We start from the raw sequence: 20,386 nt of genomic DNA, 5'->3' as shown, positions 1-20,386 counted from the left end.
GGGTTGGAAAGAATTACCACCAAAAAGGGTGCGAACCGGACCTAAAGCCTCTATATGGGGGCGCATGATCATCCGCGAACAAAAAGAGACTGGCGGCCGCCAACGGTTGCCCGAAGAGAGCAGGACGGCCAATGGCTGCCCCTAGCGCTCCGTCCCCGTCGGCTTCCGCCGCTGCTGCCGAAAATGCCATCGCAGAACTGAAGGCCGAAAAGGCGACGCTATTCGGAACGCTGTCACGGCTGTGGCCCTACATCTGGCCCGGTGACCGCTTCGATCTGAAGATGCGCGTCGTCTGGTCGATGGTGTTGCTGCTTATTGCGAAGCTGGCCACCCTTGCGGTGCCGTTCACGTTCAAGTGGGCGACCGATGCGCTGACCGGGACGGGCTCCGCGCCCGTTCAGGCAACGAACTGGACATTGTGGTTGCTTGCATCGCCGCTGCTGATGACGGCCGGCTATGGCGGCATGCGCATTCTCATGGCGGTGCTGACCCAGTGGCGCGACGGCATCTTTGCGAAGGTGGCGATGCATGCGGTGCGCAAGCTTGCTTACCTAACCTTCATCCACATGCATGAACTGTCGCTGCGCTTTCATCTGGAGCGCAAGACCGGCGGTTTGACGCGTGTGCTGGAGCGTGGCCGCACCGGTATTGAGACCATCGTACGAATGGTGATTCTGCAGCTAGCTCCCACCATCGTTGAACTCACGTTGTTGATGGCGGTTTTGGTCTGGCAGTTCGATTGGCGCTACGCGCTCGTGACGCTCGCGACCGTCGTCATCTACATGTACTACACCTACATCGCGACGGAATGGCGGATCGAAATCCGCCGCAAGATGAACGACTCCGATACGGAGGCGAACACCAAGGCCATCGACTCGCTGCTCAACTATGAGACGGTGAAGTATTTCAGCGCTGAAGATCGCGAAGCGACGCGCTATGACAAATCCATGGAGCGCTACGAGCGCGCGAGCGTCAAGACTTATACGTCGCTTGCGGTGCTCAACACCGGACAGGCCGTCATCTTCACTCTCGGTCTCACGACGACGATGATGATGTGTGCCGTCGGCGTGCGCAACGGCACGAACACCGTGGGCGACTTCGTCATGATCAATGCCATGATGATCCAGCTCTACCAGCCCCTGAACTTCATGGGCATGGTGTACCGCGAGATCAAACAGGCGATCATCGATATCGAGAAGATGTTCGGCGTGCTTGGCAGAAGCGCTGAGGTGAAGGACATTCCCGGCGCGAAACCGCTGCACGTATCGGCGGGCGTCGTCCGGTTCGACAATGTGCAGTTCGCCTACGATCCTGAGCGGCCTATTCTGAAGGGGCTCAGTTTCGAGGTCCCGGCGGGTAAAACTGTTGCGATCGTTGGCCCGTCGGGTGCGGGCAAGTCGACCATTTCCCGGCTGCTGTTCCGTCTTTACGATGCAAGCGGCGGACAGATCACGATCGACGGCCAGAACATCCGCGATGTCACCCAGGCGTCGCTCCGCGCCTCGATCGGCATGGTGCCGCAGGATACCGTGCTGTTCAACGACACCATCCGCTACAACATCCGCTACGGCCGTTGGGATGCGACCGATGAGGAGGTCGAAGGGGCTGCGGCCATGGCGCAGATCGATGGCTTCATCCGCAGATCGCCCCACGGCTACGAAACCGAGGTCGGCGAGCGTGGCCTGAAACTGTCCGGTGGCGAAAAGCAGCGCGTGGCGATTGCGCGGACCATCCTGAAGGGCCCGCCGATTCTGGTTCTCGATGAGGCGACGTCGGCACTCGATAGCCACACCGAGCAGGAAATTCAGGACGAGCTCGAGAAGGTATCGCGTAACCGCACGTCGCTCGTGATCGCCCACCGGCTCTCTACGATTGTGGGCGCTGATGAGATCATCGTGCTGGATCAGGGGCGTATCGTCGAGCGGGGGACGCACGCGCGGCTCCTGGCAGCGGACGGCCTTTACGCCAGCATGTGGAACAGGCAACGTGAGGCTCAGGAAGCGCGCGAGAAGCTGGCGATGATGGCCGATGAGAATATTGCGTTGAATCGTGCGCCTCCGCAGATCGACGATCCGCTGGTCGCGCCGGCCGCCGCCGAATAATCTGCATTACGTTTAAACACAGGTCAGAAATTTCATGTCCGTCGTCAATTCCATTCGCGCGCAAATTCCCCCGATCCACCCCGAAGGCTATCCGTTCATCGGTGGTTTTGCGCTCGCCAGCCTGATCCTGTTCTGGATCTGGACACCGTTAGGCTGGATCGGGTGCGGGCTGACCGTATGGTGCGCGCTCTTCTTCCGCGATCCCGTTCGCGTGACCCCGACCCGCGAGGGCCTCGTTGTCTCGCCGGCTGACGGGCGTGTCTCCATGGTGGTACAGGCCGTGCCGCCGGCGGAACTGGGGCTGGGCGACAAGCCGCTCCCGCGCGTTTCCATCTTTATGAGCGTCTTCAACTGCCACGTGAACCGCAGCCCTGTGGCCGGCCGGATCGACCGGATTGCCTATCGTCCCGGGAAATTCCTCAATGCCGATCTCGACAAGGCAAGCGAGGACAACGAGCGCAATTCGCTGGTGATTTCGACGCCGGCTGGCCGGATCGGTGTCATCCAGATCGCCGGGCTCGTCGCGCGCCGGATCGTGTCCTTCGTGCGCGAAGGGCAGGCGCTGGCTGCAGGTGAGCGGTTCGGTTTGATCCGCTTTGGATCGCGGCTGGACGTCTATCTTCCGGAAGGGGCCAAGGCCTTGGTTTCGGAAGGGCAGACCGCCATTGCCGGGGAGACCGTTCTGGCCGATTTCCGCCTCGGCGACGGTGGACGGACCTACCGGGTCGATTAACCACGCCGGGGATGGGCGCTGCGGGGCTCTGACGGTCGTGGCGGAGCGGGGCGGACTTGTTATATACGAACCTATGCCAATGGTTTCTGATCCAAGATCGCCCGATTTCCGCCGCCGTCGGTTTCGCCAGATTCCGATCCGGATGCTGGTGCCTAACGTCATCACGTTGCTGGCGATCTGCGCCGGACTGACGGCTATCAGGCTCTCGATCGAGGGGCGCAATGAGTTGGCGCTGGCAGCGATCGTTTTCGCCGCGATCCTGGACGGCATCGATGGCCGTGTCGCGCGCATGATCAAGGGGCAGTCCCGCTTCGGCGCCGAACTCGACAGCCTCGCGGATTTCGTCAATTTCGGTGTGGCGCCTGGGCTCATTCTTTATTTCTGGCAGCTGCACGATCTCAACAATGTCGGCTGGATCGCCGCGATGATCTTTGCGATCAGCGGCGGGCTGCGCCTGGCGCGCTTCAACGCCACCATGGACGATCCGAATAAGCCGCCGTTTGCCGCGAACTATTTTACTGGTGTGCCGGCGCCCGCCGGAGCGATTTGCGTGCTGTTGCCGATGTACCTTGTGCTCATCGGGGCGCCTCAGGTGCCGGCGGCGCTGACTGCCATCTATACGTTGACGATCGCCTTCTTGATGGTGTCACGGCTCCCGGTCTTCTCGGGCAAGATGATCGGCGCCAAGGTCGCACCTGACATGGTGCTGCCTGTGGTCGTGTTGGCCGTCTTGTTCATCGCCATTCTGATCAGCTACCCATGGCACCTTTTGACCGGCGGCTCGCTGTTGTACCTGATCTCGCTGCCTATCGGGTGGAAGTCCTATCGCGAGCATGAACGTCGGGCCCGTGCGGCGACGGCTTCGAGTGATGCCAGCCTTCAGGAGACTGCGCCGGACTTCAGCGCGCCTTCGGCGGTGGAGCAGGACCCGGCGGATCGCCCATCGCGGCTCAACTGACAGCGTATCCATCGCCATCGCAGCACTCGTTAGGAGATTGTTAAAAATCTCCATGACGGGATGTGATCGCTCGCGATTGTCATTTGTGGTTGTCGATTCACTTCGGCCGCTAACCTTTACGCGAATTTAATTGCATCGACGCTAGGGTCACGTCGCGCGTTTCAGAACGATGCGCGCTGTAATGCGTTGGGGTGCTTTTATGGATATCGCCACTGGGGCCGGCCTTCTTGCGGGGTTGACTGTTGTTGTCACTATCATTCTCATGGGCGGCGATCTCAAGGCTTTCTATGATACCCACGCGCTTATCGTTATCGGCGGTGGCTGTCTCGCCTCAACGCTGATCCGTTTTCCCTTCGTTGCTATCGTTCATGGTCTGCCGCTAGGGTTGAAATTCGCCTTCACAATGCGCAGCACGACATCGCGTGATCTGGTCGATGAACTGGCGCGTTTGGCTGAAGTTGCCCGTAAGCAGGGGCCGGTCGGCCTTGAAAAGGTCGACACCGACGATGCGTTTCTCGCCAAAGGTATCCGCTATGTCGCAGACGGTTACGACATGGATTTCATCCGCGACAACCTTGAGCGCGATCGCGACAACTTCCTGATGCATCTCGATGAGGGCCAGAAGATCTATCGCGCGATCGGCGACTGCGCTCCGGCATTCGGCATGATCGGCACGCTCATCGGCATGGTGCAGATGTTCTCCAACATGTCCGATCCGTCGAAGCTCGGCCCCTTCATGGCTGTCGCGTTGCTCGCAACTTTGTACGGTGCGCTTGTGGCGAACCTGTTCTGTCTGCCGATTGCCGACAAGCTTCACGTCAAGCTGGCGGACGAGGAAACCAATCGCACCTTGATCATCGACGGCATTCTGATGATTCGCGATTCGAAGTCTCCGACGCTCGTGCGCGAAATGCTGCTGGCCTATCTTCCGGAAAAACACCGCCACGAAGAGGGCGAGCCAGTACCGGCTTGATCTGAGAACGCCGAGGCAGGAGCCGGGTCATGGCCAAGAAAAAGAATGGTGGGCATGCGGGAGGCGGTCACGGCTGGTTCGTGACGTTCGCCGATCTCATGGGATTGCTGATGAGCTTCTTCGTCATGCTCGTCGCATATTCAACGCAAGACCAAGCCAAACTGAAGGTCGTCGCGGGATCCATGCGCGACGCATTCGGCGTTTCGACCCAGCGCTATTCCGGTATCATCGAGTCCGACGGTTTGCCGACGCGGTCCAAGATGAAGAATACCGCTCATATCCAGCCGGACGAGGCGTCGAATACACCGACGCCGGAACAGGACGATCGGAACAAAACTGTTGGCGCGCGAATGAAGACAGATCGCGAGTTTGCACTCGCGTCGGCATCGTTGCGGCAGGCGTTGCAGGACATGCCGGAAATTACCGAGATATCCAAGAACATCATGTTCGAGGAAACCAAGGAGGGGCTGAATCTCGAAATCGTCGATCAAGATGGCCGCTCGATGTTTTCCGAAGGTTCAAAACAGCCGTTAGACCGAACGCGGCGACTGATCCAGCGGCTCGCTGCGCCACTTCGTGCGACGCCGCTCCGCGTATCGATCGTTGGCCATACCTCGGCCAGCTTCGTCCCTTCGCGGTCCGGATATGATGCCTTCGATCTGTCGTCCGATCGCGCGAACGTCGTGCGTCAGATTCTGGAGCAGGAAGGCCTGCCGACCTCCCACATCTTCGCGGTGTCAGGCAAGGCAGATACGCAGCCGCTGTTCCCGGATGATCCGATGCTTGCCGCGAATCGGCGCGTGACCATCACGTTGATGCGGGAAGATCCGCCTCTGCCGCCCAACCTGAAGCCGTAAAGCAGATTCACTACTATTATACCTCTTTCGCGACTGGTGTTCCGAAACCAAAATCCGCCCGACCGTGCAGCACGCTCCGTGGCGGACTTCGGTTTCGGAGGTCACCAGTAAGTCTATGATTCTACTTGTGTTTAGGTTCAGTAGTTCGCGAAAAGAACCGCAGGCAAAATCGGGGCTTTTGAACCACACACCAGGGGGAGCCTGATCTGCATTGTCGCAGGTGCCATTTGGGTTGGGGTGCTATAAGAAGCGCCACTTCAGATCGACGATGGTCCGTCTGGATCAAAGAAACACCATAGGCGTTCCCTCGATATGGCGGCCAGCGAGACATCGACCGAAGCTTCGCACGAAGTACCGGTAAGCACCGGCTTTTGGGCGCTTACGTTCGGCAGCATCGGCGTGGTGTTTGGTGATATCGGCACTTCACCCCTGTACGCCTTTCGTGAGGCCGTTCACAACGCGTCCCATGGCGGGCCGGTGTCGCGGGACATCGTGCTCGGCGTGCTGTCGCTGATTTTATGGTCGCTGATCGTCGTCGTAACCATCAAATATGTGCTCCTGCTGCTGCGCGCCGATAACAACGGGGAGGGCGGCACACTCTCGTTGATGGCGCTCGGTCAACGTGCGCTCGGCCGGAGAAGCTGGTTCCTTCTCGCTCTGGGCGTTGTTGGCGGCTCGATGTTTCTTGGCGACGCCATGATCACGCCCGCGATCTCGGTTCTGTCGGCGGTAGAGGGGCTGAATTTTGCTGCCCCCGCACTCGAACACTATGTCGTGCCGTTGGCGATCCTGATCCTGGTTTGCTTGTTCGCCGTGCAAAGCCGTGGAACGGCGCTGGTTGCAAGCGCCTTCGCGCCCGTGATGATCATCTGGTTTTCGACGCTCGGTGTCCTGGGCTTGATGCACATCAGCGATGATCCCACGGTGATGTACGCGATCAATCCGGTCCATGCCGTCGGATTTCTACTGACGCATGGTGTGATCGGCTTGGTCATCTTGGGCGCGGTGTTTCTCGCCGTCACGGGCGGCGAAGCGCTTTACGCCGATCTGGGGCATTTCGGACGCAAACCGATTCAGGCCGCATGGTTTTTCTTTGTGCTGCCCTGTCTGCTCATCAATTATTTTGGGCAGGGGGCATTGATCCTGTCGCATCCCGGGGCCGTCGAAAATCCGTTCTATCGCATGGTGCCGGAAAAGGTTCTGGTGCCCCTGATCTGTCTGGCGACGGCGGCGACGGTGATCGCCAGCCAAGCGGTGATCACAGGTGCCTTCTCGCTGGTTCGTCAGGCGATCCAGCTCGGATTGCTGCCCCGTTTCGAGGTTCGCTACACCTCGGAAGCGCACGCCGGACAAATCTATTTGCCGCGTGTGAATATCCTGTTGCTGATTGGTGTGTTGCTGCTGGTTGGCCTGTTCCGGACCTCGAGCGGGCTTGCGTCTGCTTACGGTATTGCGGTTTCGACCACGATGGTCGCTGACGGCATCATGTGTTTCGTTGTGATCTGGAAACTCTGGAATTGGCGAGCAGCTGCCGCTGCTGCGCTGATTGCTCCACTTGTCGTGGTCGACCTGACGTTTTTTACGGCTAACTTGTTGAAGCTGCTTCAGGGAGCGTGGGTGCCGCTCCTGTTCGGTCTCATCATGGTGATGATGATCTGGACCTGGCGAAAGGGCGCCGCAATTCTCATCGACAAAACGCGCCGCACCGAAGTGCCGCTACGGGATTTGATTCAGAGTCTCGAGAAACGGCCACCGCATATCGTCAAGGGTACCGCGGTCTTTTTGACCAGCGACCCGGAATACGTGCCCACCGCGCTGTTGCACAACCTCAAGCACAATAAGGTGCTACACGAGCACAATGTCATTCTGACCATTCACACGGCGGAGACACCGCGGGTGGATATTTCGGAGCGTGTGCGGATGGAGCGCATCAGCGACAAGTTTTCGACGGTCGGTCTTAAATTTGGTTTCATGGAATCTCCGAACGTACCCAAGGCTCTGGCGATTGCCCGCAAGCTCGGATGGCAGTTCGACATCATGTCGACGTCATTTTTCGTCTCCAGGCGGTCTTTGAAGCCGGCAGCGCAATCAGGAATGCCGCTCTGGCAGGATCATTTGTTTATCGCGATGAGCCGTTCCGCTAATGACGCGACCGATTACTTCCAGATTCCGACAGGACGGGTCGTGGAAGTCGGTACGCAAGTCACTATTTAATCCTGGAAAATTGAGCCTGCTGGTATGTGCAAACGTTTAACCGTTGCGGACGCTCTCGCCGTGCGTCCGTGTGAATTTACCGGTATACTTGGTCGTCTGCTCAAGGCAGCGCAGGGTTGAGGCACTGATCCATGACCAGCGAAACATCGATGGCCGCCGCTGACGCGCCGGCCGTAAGCGGCCATGGCGAGGCACACTCCACCGCGTCACTCACTGCGCTGATCCTCGGCAGCATCGGCGTGGTCTATGGCGATATCGGCACCAGCCCCCTTTATGCCTTTCGCGAAGCCGTGACCGCAGCAGGCACGAAGGCGGAGGTTCTCGAACCGTCCGCGGTGCTCGGCGTTCTGTCATTGATCCTTTGGGCATTGATCGTCGTCGTCACCCTTAAATACGTCCTGATCCTGTTGCGGGCGGACAACAACGGGGAGGGCGGAACCCTCGCGCTGATGGCGCTTGCCCAACGCGCGCTCAAGTCGAGCAGCAGCCTGATTGTGATGTTTGGCATTATCAGCGGTGCACTGTTTTACGGCGACGCCGTGATTACACCCGCGCTCTCGGTTTTGTCGGCCATTGAAGGCATGAAGCTGGCGACAGCGGCACTCGACCCTTATGTGGTGCCGTTGACGATCATCATTCTCATGGCGCTGTTTGCTGTCCAATCACGCGGGACGGCGCGGGTTGCTGCGTTCTTCGGTCCGGTGATGTGTCTCTGGTTCATCGTCATCGCCGTCGCGGCCATTCCGCAAATCCTGAAGCATCCCGAAGTGCTCCAGGCTCTGAATCCGGTCTATGCGGTGACGTTCGTCGCCCATCATGGCTTGATCGGGCTGGTCACGCTGGGCGCCGTCTTTCTGGCAGTGACCGGCGCAGAAGCGCTCTATGCGGATCTGGGTCATTTCGGCAAGCGGCCAATTCAGACTGCCTGGCTGGGGATTGTCTTGCCGTCGCTGGCACTGAATTATTTCGGCCAGGGCGCGCTCGTCATCGGCAATCCAAAGGCCATCGAGAACCCGTTCTATCTGATGTTTCCGGATTGGGCCCTGGTGCCGATGGTGATCTTCGCCACGATCGCGACTGTCATTGCCAGCCAGGCGGTCATTACGGGGGCTTATTCGCTCACGCGTCAGGCGATCCAGCTTGGCTTGATGCCGCGATTTGAAATCACGCACACCTCCGAGACTCACTCGGGCCAAATCTATATTCCTCGCGTCAATATGCTGCTGTTTTTTGCGGTGGTGATGCTGGTGATCGTCTTCCGTTCCTCGAGCGCCCTGGCGTCGGCTTACGGCATCGCGGTCACCGGGACGATGGTCGTCACAGCGATGATGGGCTTCGTGGTGATCTGGAAAGTCTGGCGGTGGCATCCAATCGCAGCCGCAGCCTTAATCGCGCCCTTCCTCGCCATTGACCTGACTTTCTTGACAGCCAACCTGCTGAAGATTTTCGAAGGTGGATGGGTGCCGCTCGCACTCGGCGGTCTCGTGATGCTTTTGATGTACACTTGGCGCCGCGGCAGCCGGCTGCTCTATGAAAAGTCGCACAAGCAGGAAATCCCGCTGACCGACCTGATCGGAATGTTAGCGAAGAAGCCGCCACAACGTGTGCCTGGCACCGCCGTGTTTCTGACCAGCAATCCTGATTTTGCGCCGACGGCGCTCATGCATAGTTTGAAGCACTACAAAGTGCTGCACGAGAAGAACGTTATTCTCACCATTGAAACCGCGCCCACACCGCGCATCGATCCGTCCGAGCGCGTGCGGCTTGAGGAGGTGAGTGAAATGTTCTCGAAGGTCGTGCTCAAGTTCGGTTTCATGGAATCACCGAATGTGCCGCGGGCCCTGGTCATCGCCCGCAAGCTGGGCTGGCAATTTGACATCATGTCGACCTCGTTTTTCCTCTCACGCCGTGCCTTGAAGCCGGCGGCGCAGTCCGGAATGCCGCGCTGGCAAGATCATCTGTTTATCGCTCTGAGCCGGTCCGCCAATGATGCCACCGATTACTTCCAGATCCCGACCGGCCGGGTCGTGGAGGTGGGAACGCAGGTCACGATCTAATTGTCCAAACGCTTGATTTTCCCGTCATAAAAAGGGAGTTTGCGGCATCCACGCACCTCCCGGAGGCTTCGACTTGTCAGACCAGGCTCACAAAGTTCACGATTTGGCTCCGGCCGACGTTGCCAAGGGAATTGCCGAAGGGCGTTATCTGCTGATCGACGTCCGGGAGCCAAATGAAGTCGCCGTCGAGGCCTATCCGGACGCTTTCGTGCTGCCGCTTTCGGCTTTCGACCCCTCCGAAATTCCTGACCCGCAGGGCAAGACGATCGTCTTTGCCTGCCGTTCCGGCAAGCGTTCCGCCACGGCGTCGCTGGCGGCGCAGGCGGACGGCAAGCCCTACGACGCGCATCTCGCGGGCGGTATGCTGGCCTGGAAGGCTGCCGGTTTGCCGACGAAGACGGGCGGCTGATTTCGCGATGAACAAGATATTTGCGGACCTGCCGGTCACAATCTTCGAAGCCATGTCGCAGGCCGCGCGTGACCTCAACGCGATCAATCTCGGCCAGGGATTTCCGGATGATCCCGGACCGCTCGACATCCGCGAGAAGGCGGCCGACGCTGTCCTGAACGGCTACAACCAATATCCCTCGATGATGGGTATCCCTGAACTGAGACAGGCGATTTCGACCCATTATGCACACTGGCACGGCGTCCAGCTCGATCCCATGACCGAAGTCATGGTCACGTCTGGCGCCACCGAAGCGCTGGCGGGAACGTTGCTCGGCTTGATCAAGCCCGGCGATGAAGTACTGGTGTTCCAGCCGATGTACGACTCTTATGTACCGATCATTCGCTTGGCGGGTGGTATCCCGAAATTCATTCGCCTCGAACCGCCGCATTGGCTGCTGCCGGAAGAAGCAATCCGCCGGGCGATTACGCCGAAGACGAAGTACGTCGTCCTCAACAACCCGTTGAATCCAGCCGCCGTCGTATATCCACGTGAAAACCTGGAGATGCTCGCGCGCATCTGTCAGGAGTTCGACCTGATCGCGGTCTGCGACGAGGTCTGGGAGCATGTCGTTTTCGACGGACGGCAGCACATTCCTTTGATTTCAATTCCGGGAATGCGCGACCGCACCGTGAAGATCGGCTCGGCCGGAAAGATCTTCGCGCTGACCGGGTGGAAGATCGGCTTTGTCTGCGCCGCGCCGCATATCCTGCGTGTGCTGGCGAAAGCGCATCAATTTCTGGCTTTCACCACGGCACCGAACCTTCAGGTGGCGGTGGCGTACGGGCTCGGCAAATCGGATGATTACTTCTTCACCATGCGTGCTGAGCTGGCGCGCAGCCGGGATCGGCTGAGCGAGGGGTTGTCGCAGATCGGTTTCCCTGTCCTCAAGTCGCAGGGCACGTATTTCGTGAATGTCGATCTCGCCCCGCTTGGATTGAACGAGACCGACGAGGCCTTCTGCAAGCGCCTCGTGACCGACCACAAGGTGGCGACGATTCCCGTTTCCGCTTTTTATGAAGAGGATCACGTGACGTCGGTTGTGCGGTTCTGTTTCTCGAAGAAGGACGCAACGATCGATACGGCGCTGGAGCGACTGTCGCGGGTGCTGAACGGCTGACGGAAACGAACGGAAGAGGGCCGAGGGGCATGGGGATTGCCAGACGATTACGCCTGATAGCCTTGGCCGCAGGCGTGCTCACGAGCTTTTCAGCGCAGGCCCAGCAGCGTACCGTCAATTTCTACAATTGGTCGAATTACATAGCTCCGGGCGTCCTTGATGACTTCACCAAGGAAACTGGGATCAAAGTCGTCTACGACACGTTCGACGCCAACGAGACGCTGGAAACGCGATTGCTTGCGGGCAAGTCCGGATACGACGTCGTCGTTCCCACGGCCTATTTTCTGCAGCGGCAGATCGCGGCGCATATTTTCCAGAAGCTCGACAAGGCCAAACTCCCCAATCTTGCCAACACTTGGCCTGAGGTGACAAAGCGGCTCGCTGTCTACGATCCGGGCAACAACTACGCCGCGAATTATATGTGGGGCACCACCGGCATCGGCTATAACGTCAAGATGGTTCGCAGCATCCTCGGACCTGACGCAAAGATCGATTCCTGGGACATTGTGTTCAAGCCGGAAAATCTGGCGAAGTTCAAGGACTGTGGAGTCCAAATGCTGGATTCCCCCGACGATATTCTGCCGGCGGCGCTGAATTATCTCGGCCTCGATCCGAATTCGACCAAGCAGGCAGATCTTGAAAAGGCCGCTGAGTTGGTGAGCAAGATAAGGCCGTATGTCCGCAAGTTTCACTCTTCGGAATATTTGAGTGCGCTGGCAACCGGCGAAATCTGCTTCGTTGTCGGATGGTCGGGAGACATCAAACAGGCGCAGAGCCGCGCGGCCGAATCCAACAACGGCGTTGAAATTGGGTATGCGATTCCCAAAGAGGGCGCGCAGATGTTCTTCGATAATTTCGCCATTCCGGCAGATGCGAAGAATGTCGCCGAGGCCTATGAGCTCATCAACTATCTCTACCGTCCTGATGTTGCAGCCAAGAACTCCGACTTCCTGTCTTATGCTAACGGCAATCTGGCCAGTCAGAAGCTGCTCAATCCAAAAGTCTTCAACGACAAGACGGTTTATCCGGATGACGCGACGCTCAATCGACTATTCGTCATCACCGCGCGCGATCCTGCGACGCAGCGGATCATCAATCGGATATGGACGCGCGTGAAAACCGGCCGCTGACAGGAGGCGTTAACGCCAACGGCGATGCAGCCAGAGCCACTGTTCGGGCGCCTTGCGAATCCAGCCTTCGATCACGGATGTAATCGCCTGTGTGGTGCCTTGCACATCCACCTTGCCGTCGGCGTCGCGGACCGGAACGACTTCATCAGAGACTTCGATGCGGAAGCGGTGGTTCGGCAATCGCGTGACATGAACGCCGTGAATTGGCACGTCGACCTGGCGGGCGAGGCGCGCCAGCAGGGGATTGGCCTTAGCCTGACGACCGAAGAAGGTAACATCAACGCCGCGTCCGAAATGCTGGTCGACCAGCATGCCCACGTGAATGCCGTCCTGAAGCGCTTGCGCGAGGCGTAAGGGGGCATCGTGAGTCGTTGCGATCATCGTGCCCATATTCACCGCGCGGATATCCTGAATCGCGCGGTCGACAGCGGCGATATTCGGCCGGCGAAATAGTACAGCCGACTCCAGGCCGTAGGCGGGCGCGGCGAGGGCAGGCAACTCCCAGTTGGCGAGGTGACTTGCAAAGACCAGCGCGCCTTTACCGTCATCGCGTAACTTGAGAAATTTTTCGATACTGCCTGGAGCAGGCTCGATGCGGCCCTTCTCGGGATTCTCGGGATCGAGATTCCAGATATGATCGATGTGGGCGAATTCAGCCGCAACGCGTCCAAGATTTTCCCACACGCCCATGAGGATCGTGTCGATTTCCTCTGGTGACTTTTCCGGAAATGCAGCCGTCAGGTTGGCGCGGCCGATCTTGTGCTCCGGCAACCATGGTCCGATCCCGCGCGTGACGGATGCAAACGTGTCCGCAGTACGTTGCGGATCGAAATAACGCGTCATCCGCAGGACGCTAACGGCGATGCTGCCCAGGATTGCCCCCGTCACGGGCTTCACGGCATCGCGCAGGCCGGCCCTGGCGCGTAAGAAAAGACGCTTCATCAGAACGTGACGATGATCTTGCCGAAGACCTGCCGGCTTTCCATACGCTTGAGGGCCGATGCGACATCACTGATCGGCACTTCGGTGTCGATCACGGGCTTCATTCCTGCCGCGATCTTATCGAGGCTCTCGGCGATGTTGCGCATGGTTGCACCAAAAGAACCGAAGATGCGGTACTGCTGCTGAAACAACTGCATCAGGTTGATGGTGGTCGTCGGTCCCGATGTCGATCCGCAGGTCACAAGCCGGCCACCGCGCTTCATGCTCAGCAAGGAGCCGTTGAAGGTGTCTGCGCCGACATGTTCGAAGACGACATCGACGCCCTTCTTCTTGGTGATCTTGCGGGTCTCACCCTCGAACCGGTCCTTGCGGTAATTGATCACATGGTCGGCACCGAGGGCCTTCACGCCCTCGAATTTGGAGTCGTCGCCGACCGTGGTGATGACTGTGCAGCCGATGGCCTTGGCCATCATGATCGCGACCGTGCCGATGCCTGAGCCGCCGGCGTGGACCAGGACAGTCTCGCCCGGCCGTAGCTTCGCGTTGTCGAACAGCATGTGCTGAACCGTGGAGAAGGCGATTGGCGCGCAGGCTGCATCGCGGTCGTTGACACCATCCGGAACCGGAATGACAAGCCGCTCCGACAGGTTCATCAGCTCGCGGGCAAATCCGTCGACGTGGAAGCCCATGATGCCCGCGACATTTTCACAGAGATTGTCCCGACCTGCCTTGCAGGCGGGGCAGGTGCCGCATGTCAGCGCCCCGTACATGACGACCTTTTGGCCGGGCTTGAAGCGCGTCACGCCTTCACCCACTGATGCGATCTCGCCCGAAGCTTCGGCACCAACCACAAGCGGCAGCTTCCGTTTGGCAAAGGCCATGCCGCGATAGCCCCACACATCGATGTGGTTCAGGGCGACAGCCTTGACGCGGATCTGCACTTCGCCTGCCCCCGGTGGTGGCGGGGGCGGGACGTCTGCGACCACGAGCTCGCGGTCGGCAACAAGGCTAAGCGCACGCATCACTGCGTCTCCAGGACTAAATTTAAGACTAAAGGTTCATGAACTGTTCGGGGAGCGTATCGCCGGTTCAGGCGATGGCGTCAACCATCGCCCTTCCTGAATGGGTCAGATCGGCTCGCCGGTCAGGATCAGGGAGGCGTTCTGGCCGCCGAATCCGAACGAATTGGACATGACCGCCGTCACCCGGGCGTCGCGCGCCTGGTTCGGCACCACGTCGAACGGGATCGCCGGGTCCGGCACATCGTAATTGATCGTGGGAGGGATCCGCTGGTGCTCGAGGGTCAGCAAGGAGAACACAGCTTCAACGGCACCTGCGGCCGAAAGCGTGTGGCCAACCATCGACTTGTTGGACGAAACCGGAACCTGCTTGGCGCGCTCACCAAAAACGGTCGAGATGCCAAGGAACTCCATTTTGTCGTTCTCGGGCGTGCCCGTGCCGTGTGCATTAATATAGTCGATTTGCTCGACTTCCATGCCGGCATCGGCCAGCGCATTGCGCACACAGCCCACGATCGGTTTGCCGTCAGGGCTCGAACGGGTGCGGTGAAAGGAATCGGCCAGTTCGCCGCAGCCGGCGAGAACGCCGAGAATTTTCGCACCGCGCGCGGTGGCGGATTCGAGGCTTTCAAGCACCAGTGCTCCGGCACCTTCGGCCATGACAAAGCCATCGCGGTTCTTCGCAAAGGGACGCACCGCCGACTGCGGCGGATCGTTATGGGTGGAGAGGGCGGACAGCAGCGAAAAGCGGATCAGGGCTTCGGCGTTGACCGAGCCGTCTGTTGCTACGCAGAGCGCAGCGTCCGTTTCGCCGCGGCGGATGGCCTCAACGCCGAGCTGAATCGCGGTTGCGCCGGAAGCGCATGCGGTGGACAGCGAAATAGGGGAGCCCTTGGTGCCGAGTGTCTCCGCCAGGTGGTCAGCGACTGAGCCGAATACAAAGCGGCGATGCAGGTCCGTAAACTTTCCGCCGCCGCTGGCGCGCAGCAACGCGTCATAATCGATCCCGGACTTCAGCCCCGTCGCGCGGCCAATGTCCTGCCGCGGAGGCCATTCGAGTTCGACCGGGGCAACAGCCAGAAACAGCGGGCCCGGGAAGTCACCCTTTGCGCCAATGTTGGCCTGCGCGACGGCCTCTTCGGCGGCGACGTCGGCCAGACGCTCGGAAAGGACGGTCGACGAGAACGGCTCGATGGAAAGAAAATCGACGGTGCCGGCCATGGTGGTCTTCAGGCCGTCGGTTGGAAAGCGTGTAATCGTGCGGATGCCGGATTCACCCGCGGACAGCTTCGCCCAGTTGTCGGATTTCCCGGCGCCCAAAGAGGTGACAACGCCCATGCCCGTGACAACGACGATGGGCCGCCCGAATTTATCGCGTTTCGCTGTCATGGTGTCCCCGCAGTTATACAGCTTCCACTAGCGCCATGCCTTCGCCGCGCCAGTGGCCAGCCCCGATCACCACAATCTGGGAAGGTGTCTTGGACATTTCAATCTCTACGCCGCTGCCATCGTTCGCGGGAAACAGCCCTCCGCGGGAGATCGACAACGCGGCAAGCGCTATTCCCAACGGGAATTGAGCTTCCATAATATGGCCGAAAGACGTGCCTGTCGCGCGTGCAGGGATGTCTTTGTGTTTGGCCAGGAATGAGCGTTCTTCGGCGGTCGCTGGGCCGGCGCCTGTTGCACCGGTGATGATGGCGCTGTTGTTTCCCAGGGGACCGATCTTAGACCACAAGCGATCGAGCGTCGCGGTCACATCGCCGGCGCCCTTGCGCCGCGCGGAGTCTGCGACCACGTTCGACAGTTTCGCATAGGGCTTTGCGCCTCGCGCCTGCGCATGCTCTTTAGATTCCAGCACCAGGAAGGCGCCGCCGGAGCCGAGCGCGAAACCGTTGTCGCGCTCCCATACGCCGGCAAACTTATCTTTCATGTTGTAGCCAGCGAACTCATAGAGCATCAGCAGGTCTTTGCGCTCACCGTTCTGAGCAGCGCCGACCAGTGCGATATCACTTTGTCCGGCAGCGATACGCGCCAGCGCAATGCGTACTGCGTCGAAGCCCGCGGCTTCTTCGCCCATGAAAGTGCGGGATGACCCGGTCACCCCATGCACGATCGCGATGTTGCCTGCGAGCAGATTTGACAGCTGGGCCAGAAACAGCGTCGGGCGCAAATCGTTCATCAGACGCTCGTTCAGCGAGGCAGGGGAGGCGTTGCCCTGTGCTTGAGCGTTGAGGATTGCAGAGTCCACAGCCAGATCGCGTTCACCGCCGCCTGCGGCAACGATCATGTCCGTCCGGGACAGAATCTCGGTGTTGCCTTTGATGCCTGCTGAATCCAGCGCAAGTCCGGCCGTGTAAGTGCCAATGCGCTGCCAGGCTTCCATCTGGCGCTGATCACCCTTCTTGGGGATCTGCGAGTCGAAGGAGACCTTCACCATCGGGTGAACGATGTAAGGCGCGAACGACGTCACGTCCGCATTGATCTCTTTCTTGCCTAGCGCATCCCAATGGGCGTCCGGGCCTTCGCCCAGCGAAGTCGCAAGACCAATGCCCGTGATCCAGGTCTCACGCGACCCGCCGTTCGATGTGGGCGTTTCAGTCATGAGTCATCGCCTGTTCAGGAAAGCCGATCCGCTTGGCCATTTCTTCCATGTGTCCGCGCAGCTCGGCGTTCGGAAATGGCGTGTGGCGGAAAGTCAGCGTGGCGTTGCATTTCAGTTTGCCGTTGACGCGAACCTTCGCTTCCGTGACTGCAAAGCCCGATCCATCGTGGGCGAGGCTGGCATCAATCGTCAGCAGCTCGCCGGGTTTCACGAAGTCCCGCATCTTGGCTTCTTTGACGCTGGCAAGGAACGGCATGCGCTCGAATTTCAGAAGGGCGATCAGAAGCCAACCTGACGTTTGCGCCATCGACTCGATCAACAAGACGCCCGGCATCAAGGGATAGCCGGGGAAGTGTCCTTCGAAGATGGTATTGGACTGCGGGACCTGTGCTTCAACCGTAATGGTTCGATCGCCGACGTTGAGGTCGGCGATCCGGTCGATCAGTTTGAAATATTCGAGGTGCATGGCGGGGCGCTTCAGGCGCCCTTTGCCGCGACCAGTTCGTCGATGCGGGCGCTGAGGTTCTTCAGAACAAAGTACTGCTCTGTGGTCGCCTTACCGTCATTGACCTCCTGGGTCCACTTTTCAAGCGGCAACTTGATGCCGAATGCCTTGTCAATCGCGAATGCAATGTCAAGGAAATCCAGGCTGTCGATGCCCAGATCGTCGATTGCATGGCTCTCAGGGGTGATCGTGTCGCGGGGAATGTCGCATGTTTCCGCAATGATCGTGGCGACCTGATCGAATGTCGTCGTCATCTATAAACCTTTGATATTTCGGGGTAAATTGCCCATTCTTGGTGCGGAGCAGGAACAGGGAAGGCTGTCGCAGCCCCCGAAGGGACGAGTGTTAAATTCCCGTATATCGGAGCAGGGGGCTGAGTTCAATGGCACAGGAAGCCAGGTGAGACACTGCCTGGGGAGTACTCAGAAGTACCGGGCCAGGTGGACGGCCTGAGCAGAGATATGAGCGCAATCCCGGCGACCCATCAGAACGCAGTCCTGTGTGTTGCGAAGATCGGCAAGGGTCATTGCCAGCCAAATTCCAATGCCTGTCAGCGCCGCCGTGAAAACGATCGCGGCAACGTTGGCAATCATCCGATGGCGATACTCCTCAGGGCTCTCGCGCCCACGCTCGTATTGCGACAAATCTGGTGCGGCCTTACCGCTCCCAACGTGAGCAACGTTGTTGGTGTTTTCATTGGCAACAGGTGCTGGCGGTCGCGCCAAAGTGCGCGGGCGGAATTTCACTACGCGATTTTCGCCGTCCGTCATCACTGGTCGCTGGGTGGGCATGAATCGTACATCCGCATCGCCAATGTTTTAGCACGTCGATTCAAGGTGTCTTGGAAAAAGAAGGTATTCCTGTGATGCCTTAAAGAATAGATGGAACTAATTGTCTTAGCATGGCGAGTCGCTCATGTAGCGGAGCGTGCCCAGACTGATTTGCAGTGCATCATGCCCGGATCGTGATGTCCAGCCGGGTCACGTTTTCGGATAGATTTGAGCCCGCCTACTCATCGGAGGTTGTTGAAGCCAATGGCGAACAAACGCGAGCCGATCCTGGAGCCCGTTTCAATCCTCTCGCTGCGCCCGACGCAGATGACGGTCGGCATGAGGGAGGTCAACGAGAAACGCAAACGGTGGCGCACGCACAGCAAAAAGAGGCGGGCCGAACTACTCGGCCAGCACATGATTCCGGTCGTGGTCGGTCCTGACAAGCGCAACTATGTCATCGACCATCATCACTTGGCGCGTGCACTTCACGAAGAAGGCGAGAAAGAGGTTCTGGTATCGGTGGTGGCCGATCTCACGATGGTGGACAAGAAGGCGTTCTGGGTGGTGCTCGACAACCATCGCTGGGTTTACCCCTACGACGCCAAGGGCGAACGTCGTCACTATGTTGACCTGCCGAAAAACATCACCGGTCTGAAAGACGATCCATTCCGAAGTCTGGCTGGTGAATTGCGCCGTGCTGGAGGCTTCGCCAAGGATACGACGCCGTTCAGCGAATTCCTGTGGGCGGATTTTCTGCGCCGGCGGCTGTCGCGCAAATCTGTCGAGGCCGATTTTGAAAAGGCTATCGAGCAGGCGCTGGCATTGGGAAAAAGCAAAGACGCGATTTACTTGCCTGGCTGGTGCGGGCCTGCATCCGACGATTAGGGAGCCGGCGGCAGGTCATCGGTATTCCGCCCTCCAAACAGGCGATGGATCGCCCGCTCCAGCGGTCCGCCGAGCACGAGCACCAAAAACGCAAATCCCAGGGCGACGGCCACGAGCCGCCAGTGGCCCAAACCGCACACTACGCCGATGCAGGCTGTGAACCAGACGCAAGCTGCGCTTGTGAGGCCCTTCACCTTGTGCTGCTCGGCATGGACGATCACGCCGGCGCCGAGAAAGCCGATGCCGGTGAGAATGCCCTGAATAACGCGACTTGTGGCGTCGGACAGTCTTCCGGCTTCAATGGCCGCAGGGCTGGCGAGCATGACCGCAAGCGCGGTTGCCAGGCCGACCAGACCCAGCGTGCGCAATCCGATCGGCTTGCCGTGCAGGTCGCGGTTCAGACCGACCAAGCCAGATGCGAGCGTCGCCACGCCGAGCCGCAGGACGATGTCAGACCACTCAAGCACGCGAAGCGCCTTTCACTTTACGCCTTCGGGACACGGCCCATCATATAGAACTCGTCGTTGGGCCGCATGTCCGTGACGCTGGCCATCCGATTTGAAAGTGCGAAGAATGCGGCGATTGCTGCGATGTCCCAGATATCGTCGTCGCTGAAGCCGTGTGCGTGCAGTGTTTTGAAATCGTCGGCGGAAGTCGTCTGGGATTCCAGGCAAACCTTGACGGCGAAATCGAGCATCGCGCGCTCACGCGGCGTGATGTCCGCCTTGCGATAATTATTGGCGATCTGGTCCGCGATCAGCGGATTCTTGGCGCGAATGCGCAACACCGCACCGTGCGAAACGACGCAATAGTGGCATTGATTGGCGGCACTGGTTGCGACCACGATCATCTCGCGCTCGGCCTTGCTCAACCCGCCTTCTTTTTCCATCAGCGCGTCATTGTAAGCGAAGAACGCGCGAAATTCGTCTGGCCGGTAGGCGAGTGCAAGGAAAACGTTCGGCACGAAGCCCGATTTTTCCTGGACCGCCAGGATTCGCGTCCGGATGTCATCCGGCAACGCGTTCAACGCAGGAACAGGAAAGCGGCTGATGGGACGTTGAGACATTT

20 protein-coding genes are annotated in these 20,386 nt (G+C 59.3%); 11 read left to right on the top strand and 9 right to left on the bottom strand.

Going from position 1 to position 20,386, the window contains the following annotated elements:
- Positions 1–131 precede the first annotated feature (131 nt).
- The 10 genes from ACP0KA_RS00860 (at position 132) to ACP0KA_RS00815 (ending at position 12,592) form a co-directional block, all read left to right on the top strand.
- Positions 132–2,102 carry an ABCB family ABC transporter ATP-binding protein/permease gene (locus ACP0KA_RS00860; protein ID WP_424626947.1) on the top strand — a complete coding sequence of 657 codons (1,971 nt, stop codon included), beginning with the start codon at positions 132–134 and terminating at the stop codon, positions 2,100–2,102.
- Between the two features lie 34 nt (positions 2,103–2,136).
- A complete protein-coding gene (locus ACP0KA_RS00855) occupies positions 2,137–2,835 on the top strand; it encodes a phosphatidylserine decarboxylase (RefSeq protein ID WP_424626946.1) in 699 nt (232 codons plus the stop codon).
- Between the two features lie 79 nt (positions 2,836–2,914).
- Positions 2,915–3,793 carry a CDP-diacylglycerol--serine O-phosphatidyltransferase gene (gene pssA / locus ACP0KA_RS00850; protein WP_424626945.1) on the top strand — a complete coding sequence of 293 codons (879 nt, stop codon included), beginning with the start codon at positions 2,915–2,917 and terminating at the stop codon, positions 3,791–3,793.
- Positions 3,794–3,992: 199 nt separating this feature from the next.
- Positions 3,993–4,766, top strand: coding sequence for a motility protein A (locus ACP0KA_RS00845; RefSeq protein ID WP_424626944.1), 774 nt, complete (start codon positions 3,993–3,995; stop codon positions 4,764–4,766).
- A gap of 29 nt (positions 4,767–4,795) precedes the next feature.
- Positions 4,796–5,623 (top strand): flagellar motor protein MotB, encoded by an 828-nt coding sequence (locus ACP0KA_RS00840; protein ID WP_424626943.1) that lies wholly within the window; start codon positions 4,796–4,798, stop codon positions 5,621–5,623.
- A 312-nt stretch (positions 5,624–5,935) separates the two neighbouring features.
- On the top strand, positions 5,936–7,837 hold the full coding sequence (locus tag ACP0KA_RS00835) for a potassium transporter Kup (RefSeq protein WP_424626942.1): 1,902 nt from the start codon (positions 5,936–5,938) through the stop codon (positions 7,835–7,837).
- Between the two features lie 131 nt (positions 7,838–7,968).
- Positions 7,969–9,894 (top strand): potassium transporter Kup, encoded by a 1,926-nt coding sequence (locus ACP0KA_RS00830; protein WP_424626941.1) that lies wholly within the window; start codon positions 7,969–7,971, stop codon positions 9,892–9,894.
- Positions 9,895–9,967: 73 nt separating this feature from the next.
- Positions 9,968–10,303, top strand: a complete 336-nt coding sequence (locus ACP0KA_RS00825; protein ID WP_424626940.1) for a rhodanese-like domain-containing protein — start codon at positions 9,968–9,970, stop codon at positions 10,301–10,303.
- Between the two features lie 7 nt (positions 10,304–10,310).
- Positions 10,311–11,462, top strand: coding sequence for an aminotransferase (locus tag ACP0KA_RS00820; protein WP_424626939.1), 1,152 nt, complete (start codon positions 10,311–10,313; stop codon positions 11,460–11,462).
- 29 nt (positions 11,463–11,491) lie between these two features.
- A complete protein-coding gene (locus tag ACP0KA_RS00815; RefSeq protein WP_424626938.1) occupies positions 11,492–12,592 on the top strand; it encodes a polyamine ABC transporter substrate-binding protein in 1,101 nt (366 codons plus the stop codon).
- 9 nt (positions 12,593–12,601) lie between these two features.
- Here ACP0KA_RS00815 and ACP0KA_RS00810 read toward each other — a convergent pair whose 3' ends face one another.
- From ACP0KA_RS00810 to ACP0KA_RS00780, 7 genes are all read right to left on the bottom strand, one after another.
- Positions 12,602–13,534 (bottom strand): lipid A biosynthesis lauroyl acyltransferase, encoded by a 933-nt coding sequence (locus ACP0KA_RS00810; protein ID WP_424626937.1) that lies wholly within the window; start codon positions 13,532–13,534, stop codon positions 12,602–12,604.
- Entirely contained in the window at positions 13,534–14,556 is a 1,023-nt protein-coding gene (locus ACP0KA_RS00805; protein ID WP_424626936.1) for a zinc-binding dehydrogenase, read from the bottom strand. The genes ACP0KA_RS00810 and ACP0KA_RS00805 overlap by 1 nt, the downstream gene beginning before the upstream one ends.
- A 105-nt stretch (positions 14,557–14,661) precedes the next feature.
- On the bottom strand, positions 14,662–15,942 hold the full coding sequence (locus ACP0KA_RS00800; RefSeq protein ID WP_424626935.1) for a beta-ketoacyl-ACP synthase: 1,281 nt from the start codon (positions 15,940–15,942) through the stop codon (positions 14,662–14,664).
- A 13-nt stretch (positions 15,943–15,955) separates the two neighbouring features.
- A complete protein-coding gene (locus tag ACP0KA_RS00795) occupies positions 15,956–17,155 on the bottom strand; it encodes a beta-ketoacyl-ACP synthase (protein ID WP_424626934.1) in 1,200 nt (399 codons plus the stop codon).
- Complete coding sequence (locus ACP0KA_RS00790) at positions 17,148–17,621, bottom strand: 3-hydroxyacyl-ACP dehydratase FabZ family protein (protein ID WP_424626933.1); 474 nt, start codon at positions 17,619–17,621, stop codon at positions 17,148–17,150. The genes ACP0KA_RS00795 and ACP0KA_RS00790 overlap by 8 nt, the downstream gene beginning before the upstream one ends.
- Before the next feature lie 11 nt (positions 17,622–17,632).
- A complete protein-coding gene (locus ACP0KA_RS00785; protein ID WP_424626932.1) occupies positions 17,633–17,914 on the bottom strand; it encodes an acyl carrier protein in 282 nt (93 codons plus the stop codon).
- A 168-nt stretch (positions 17,915–18,082) separates the two neighbouring features.
- Positions 18,083–18,430, bottom strand: coding sequence for a hypothetical protein (locus ACP0KA_RS00780; RefSeq protein WP_424631457.1), 348 nt, complete (start codon positions 18,428–18,430; stop codon positions 18,083–18,085).
- 264 nt (positions 18,431–18,694) lie between these two features.
- Here ACP0KA_RS00780 and ACP0KA_RS00775 point away from each other — a divergent pair, with 264 nt between their 5' ends.
- A complete protein-coding gene (locus ACP0KA_RS00775) occupies positions 18,695–19,318 on the top strand; it encodes a ParB-like protein (protein ID WP_424626931.1) in 624 nt (207 codons plus the stop codon).
- Here the strand turns inward: ACP0KA_RS00775 and ACP0KA_RS00770 are convergent.
- Positions 19,315–19,785 (bottom strand): MgtC/SapB family protein, encoded by a 471-nt coding sequence (locus tag ACP0KA_RS00770; RefSeq protein WP_424626930.1) that lies wholly within the window; start codon positions 19,783–19,785, stop codon positions 19,315–19,317. The genes ACP0KA_RS00775 and ACP0KA_RS00770 overlap by 4 nt on opposite strands.
- Before the next feature lie 17 nt (positions 19,786–19,802).
- Positions 19,803–20,384, bottom strand: a complete 582-nt coding sequence (locus ACP0KA_RS00765) for a peroxidase-related enzyme (protein WP_424626929.1) — start codon at positions 20,382–20,384, stop codon at positions 19,803–19,805.
- Positions 20,385–20,386: the final 2 nt, after the last annotated feature.

It is taken from the genome of Bradyrhizobium sp. SYSU BS000235 (assembly GCF_049747295.1).
Classification (GTDB): Bacteria; Pseudomonadota; Alphaproteobacteria; order Rhizobiales; family Xanthobacteraceae; genus Afipia.
The sequence above is the reverse complement of the archived record's forward strand: the minus strand, read 5'-3'. Positions and strand labels throughout refer to the sequence as shown.

Coding starts and splice junctions, on each gene's coding strand:
- ACP0KA_RS00860 (WP_424626947.1), top strand. CDS start 132: ATGGCTGCCCCTAGCGCTCCGTCCCCGTCGGCTTCCGCCGCTGCTGCC.
- ACP0KA_RS00855 (WP_424626946.1), top strand. CDS start 2,137: ATGTCCGTCGTCAATTCCATTCGCGCGCAAATTCCCCCGATCCACCCC.
- pssA (WP_424626945.1), top strand. CDS start 2,915: ATGGTTTCTGATCCAAGATCGCCCGATTTCCGCCGCCGTCGGTTTCGC.
- ACP0KA_RS00845 (WP_424626944.1), top strand. CDS start 3,993: ATGGATATCGCCACTGGGGCCGGCCTTCTTGCGGGGTTGACTGTTGTT.
- ACP0KA_RS00840 (WP_424626943.1), top strand. CDS start 4,796: ATGGCCAAGAAAAAGAATGGTGGGCATGCGGGAGGCGGTCACGGCTGG.
- ACP0KA_RS00835 (WP_424626942.1), top strand. CDS start 5,936: ATGGCGGCCAGCGAGACATCGACCGAAGCTTCGCACGAAGTACCGGTA.
- ACP0KA_RS00830 (WP_424626941.1), top strand. CDS start 7,969: ATGACCAGCGAAACATCGATGGCCGCCGCTGACGCGCCGGCCGTAAGC.
- ACP0KA_RS00820 (WP_424626939.1), top strand. CDS start 10,311: ATGAACAAGATATTTGCGGACCTGCCGGTCACAATCTTCGAAGCCATG.
- ACP0KA_RS00815 (WP_424626938.1), top strand. CDS start 11,492: ATGGGGATTGCCAGACGATTACGCCTGATAGCCTTGGCCGCAGGCGTG.
- ACP0KA_RS00810 (WP_424626937.1), bottom strand. CDS start 13,534: ATGAAGCGTCTTTTCTTACGCGCCAGGGCCGGCCTGCGCGATGCCGTG.
- ACP0KA_RS00805 (WP_424626936.1), bottom strand. CDS start 14,556: ATGCGTGCGCTTAGCCTTGTTGCCGACCGCGAGCTCGTGGTCGCAGAC.
- ACP0KA_RS00800 (WP_424626935.1), bottom strand. CDS start 15,942: ATGACAGCGAAACGCGATAAATTCGGGCGGCCCATCGTCGTTGTCACG.
- ACP0KA_RS00795 (WP_424626934.1), bottom strand. CDS start 17,155: ATGACTGAAACGCCCACATCGAACGGCGGGTCGCGTGAGACCTGGATC.
- ACP0KA_RS00790 (WP_424626933.1), bottom strand. CDS start 17,621: ATGCACCTCGAATATTTCAAACTGATCGACCGGATCGCCGACCTCAAC.
- ACP0KA_RS00785 (WP_424626932.1), bottom strand. CDS start 17,914: ATGACGACGACATTCGATCAGGTCGCCACGATCATTGCGGAAACATGC.
- ACP0KA_RS00780 (WP_424631457.1), bottom strand. CDS start 18,430: ATGACGGACGGCGAAAATCGCGTAGTGAAATTCCGCCCGCGCACTTTG.
- ACP0KA_RS00775 (WP_424626931.1), top strand. CDS start 18,695: ATGGCGAACAAACGCGAGCCGATCCTGGAGCCCGTTTCAATCCTCTCG.
- ACP0KA_RS00765 (WP_424626929.1), bottom strand. CDS start 20,384: ATGTCTCAACGTCCCATCAGCCGCTTTCCTGTTCCTGCGTTGAACGCG.